The 3,397-nt window shown below is 69.7% G+C and carries 3 protein-coding genes and 1 pseudogene; 1 reads left to right on the forward strand and 3 read right to left on the reverse strand.

What is annotated here, in order from left to right; genetic code table 11:
* Nucleotides 1–415: 415 nt before the first annotated feature.
* Nucleotides 416–868: pseudogene (locus FV222_RS31390) on the forward strand (ABC-type transport auxiliary lipoprotein family protein); the annotation flags it as partial.
* 147 nt (nucleotides 869–1,015) lie between these two features.
* On the opposite strand, the gene FV222_RS20665 reads toward FV222_RS31390, so the two are convergent.
* From FV222_RS20665 to FV222_RS20675, 3 genes are all read right to left on the reverse strand, one after another.
* Nucleotides 1,016–2,119, reverse strand: a complete 1,104-nt coding sequence (locus FV222_RS20665) for an IS5 family transposase (RefSeq protein WP_147815528.1) — start codon at nucleotides 2,117–2,119, stop codon at nucleotides 1,016–1,018.
* A 198-nt stretch (nucleotides 2,120–2,317) separates the two neighbouring features.
* Entirely contained in the window at nucleotides 2,318–2,941 is a 624-nt protein-coding gene (locus FV222_RS20670) for an XRE family transcriptional regulator (protein ID WP_147753464.1), read from the reverse strand.
* A 126-nt stretch (nucleotides 2,942–3,067) separates the two neighbouring features.
* Nucleotides 3,068–3,397: bifunctional hydroxymethylpyrimidine kinase/phosphomethylpyrimidine kinase (locus FV222_RS20675; protein ID WP_187277400.1), on the reverse strand; the 330-nt coding region annotated here is incomplete at its 5' end.

Raw genomic sequence — 3,397 nt, forward strand, 5'->3', positions numbered from 1 at the left:
GGCCGGCCAGGGCGCCGAGGCCGGACGAGCAGCCGGCGCCCGCGGCGAGAATACCCTGCCCGCCGCGGAGCCGGTCGCGCCGACCTTCGAGACCCTCCGCATCGAACCGAACGGGGAGGCCGTCGTGGCGGGGCGATCGACGCCGAACGGCACCGTGACGCTGCTGGTGGACGGCAAGCCGACGGCGCAGGCGCTCGCCGACGCCGGAGGCCGGTTCGCGATCGTGCTGCCCGCCCTCCCAGCCGGCAACAGCGAGCTCGGGCTTGCCGTCACCGACGCCCAGGGCCGGATCCGCCGGTCCCAGGAAAGCGTCGCGGTGGCGGTCTCGCCCACGCGGGACACGAGGCCGCTCGTGGCCTTGAGCGCGCCGGACGCGCCGACCCGGGTGCTGTCGCAACCGGACCCGGCCGCGACCGCGCGCGCGATCGTGGTCGCCGAGCCCGTGGGCATCCAGCCGTTCGAGGCGGACCGCATCATCGTGCGCGAGGCCGGCGGCTCGCTCGCCTTCCTCGGCGGCGGCCAATGGGCCGACCGCCTGCCGCGGCTGATCCAGACCCGGATCATCCAGAGCCTGGAGAATGCCGGCCGCCTGCGCTCGGTCTCGCGCCCCGGCGACAAGGTGGTGTCCGACTACCAGCTGATCTCGGAGATCCGCGCCTTCGACATCGCCGCCGGCACCGGCGAGGCGGTGGTGGACATCTCGGCCAAGCTGATCGCGGACGGCACCGGCAAGGTCGTCGCGGCGCGGATCTTCACGGCCCGCGTGCCGGTCGCCGCAGTCGATGCCGGCAACGGCGCCCGCGCCCTCGACCAGGCGCTCGGCACCGTGCTCGCGGACATGGTGCGGTGGGTGAACGGCGGGCGCTAGCAGGCTGCTGCAGAAGTCTGGCGTGGCGCTCGATTTGGATCGTCAGGGCTGTTTTTCGAGATCAGCCCACCTCGACGCGGCTCGATCCGCCAGCTTCGATGGTACTCCAGGTCGCGGGCTGCGTCTCGGCCCGGCCTGGGCCGCTCTTCATGCGCGAGCCTCGGCCAGCAGCTTGGGCAGGCGCACGAGGTTGTAGGCGGCGGCCGCGAAGGTGAACAGCGCCTCGACCTTGGCTCGGCCGCGCAGCTTGACCTTCCTCAGCCCGGCCTGAGCCTTGATCCAGCCGAAGACCTCCTCGATCCGCTTGCGGCAGCGCAGGCTGATTGCGTAGCCGGGATGGCGGGTGGTGCGGCCGTCGAGGGCGGTCTTGCGCACCTTGCCGGTCTTCGAGACCGCCCCGTTGATGGCGATGTGCGGGCTCACCCGCCGCGCCCGCAGGTCGCCGACGAAGGCTTCCACGTCGAACAGCTTGTCCGCACCCAGCGTAATCCGGTGCCGGCGGGGTCGGCGGTCGAGCATGAGGAGGGCCGCCTCGCGCTCGGCCGTGCCGGTGGCGTGGGTGAGGCTGGCGTCCACCACCAAGCCGTTGCGGTTCTCCATCAGCGTGTGGCCGAGGTAGCACAGCCGGCTCTCCTGGCCGTCCGCCTTCCGGTAGAGCCGGGCGTCCGGGTCGGTAGTCGAGGCATGGGTCGCGTTCGAGCGCTTCTCGCGGCGGAAGTCACGCTCGCCGTTGCGGCCCGTGCCTGGCGGTTCGCCCGAGCCGTCCTTGGGCCGAAAGCTCTTCATCGAGGCCCAGGCCTCGATCATCGTGCCGTCGACCGAGAAATGGTCGCTCGACAACAGCCGCTTGACCGGCTTGAGCGCCAGCAGACCCGACAGGAAGGCGTGCGCCACCTCCGTCTCCAGCAGACGGTCGCGGTTGTGCGTGAACACAGTCGGGTGCCAGACCGCGGCATCGATCTCCAACCCCACGAACCACCGGAACAGCAGGTTATAATCGATCTGCTCCATCAGCATCCGCTCGGAGCGCACCGAGAAGAACGCCTGCAGCAGTGTCGCCCGAAGCAGCATCTCCGGCGGGATCGAAGGCCGGCCCAGGCCCGAGTACAGGTGCTCGAAGCGCGCGTTCAGCCAAGCCAGAACTTCGTCGGCCAAGGCCCGGATCGGCCGCAGCGGGTGATCGGACGGCACACGCTCCTCAAGCCGAACGTAGCTGAACAGGTTGGTCGAGGCCGCCTCACGTCCGCGCATCGATCAAACCCCGTCTCTCGCTCAGGCAGAGTGAATCATCTCCAAGGCCACACCGCCACAGACTTCTGCAGCAGCCTGCTAGAGCATTTTCCGTGATCTCCGGATCACGGAAAATGCTCTAGCCTACTGTGTGGTCGCATTTTCTTCACGCGAGCCGGCATCCACCTCGCTTGAAAATGCTCTAAGCGCTTAAGCCGCTCACTCCATCACCGCCGCCTTCATGATCACCACCATGGTCGCGCGCCCCGGCACGTCGCCGGTGCAGCGCACCGCGTGCTGGCGGTCGCAGCGGTAGCGCAGGGTCTCGCCGGCCCGCGCGCGCTGGACGACGCCGCCGATCTCGACCTCGAAGCAGCCCTCCGAGACCGAAAGCGATTCCACCGAGCCGCGCTGGTGCGGATCGGAATCGAGCACTCCGCCCGGGTCGGCGGAGACCTCGTACCATTGCAGCCACTCAATCGTCTTGACCCAGCCGATGATCGCGAGGCGCACCTTGCCGTCCTCGGAGACGAGGATCGGCGTGTCGGCTCGCGACGACTTCTCGATGAAGGGCTCCTCGTCGTTGGCCGCCAGCACCCGCTCGATCGAGACGTCGAGCGCCTGCGACAGGCGCCAGATCGTCGCCAGCGTCGGATTGGTCTCGTTGCGCTCGATCTGGCTGATGATCGACTTGGCGACGCCGGATTGCTCGGCCAGCTCGGACAGCGAGAGGTTGTAGGCCTTGCGCAGGCGCTGGATCGTCTTGCCGAGCTGCCCCGACAGCACGGCCGCCCCGCTCAGCATGTCCCGGCCCCGACCCGGCCGTTCCGCCTGTTCCTGCATCGCCGCAGCCATCCGCGCTTCGCCATCGCGTTCCGTTTATCGGAACGATCGTGCGCTACTACAAACGCAATCGCCCGGCGGATGCAAGGCGGCGCGTGTGGATGGGACGGCGTCTCAGCCGTGCGTTCAGGCCCAGACCGCGAAGAAATGGTGCACCGGCCCGTGCCCGGCGCCGATCGCGAGCCGGTCTGCGGCAGCGATCGCGTCGCTAACGTAGGCCTTGGCGGCGCGCACCGCCTGCTCGAGGGTCATCCCCTTGGCGAGGCCGGCGGCGACGGCCGCCGACAGGGTGCATCCGGTACCGTGGGTGTTGCGGGTCGGGTAGCGGGTTCCAGAGAAGCGTCGCACGAGCCCGTCGGCGGTGAGCAGGTGGTCGACGCTCTCGTCGCCTTCGGCGTGGCCACCCTTGATCAGCACGCCGCGGGCGCCCGCCGCGACGAGGCGCCGGGCCTGCGC

The sequence above is a fragment of the Methylobacterium sp. WL103 genome (assembly GCF_008039885.1).
GTDB lineage: Bacteria > Pseudomonadota > Alphaproteobacteria > Rhizobiales > Beijerinckiaceae > Methylobacterium > Methylobacterium cerastii.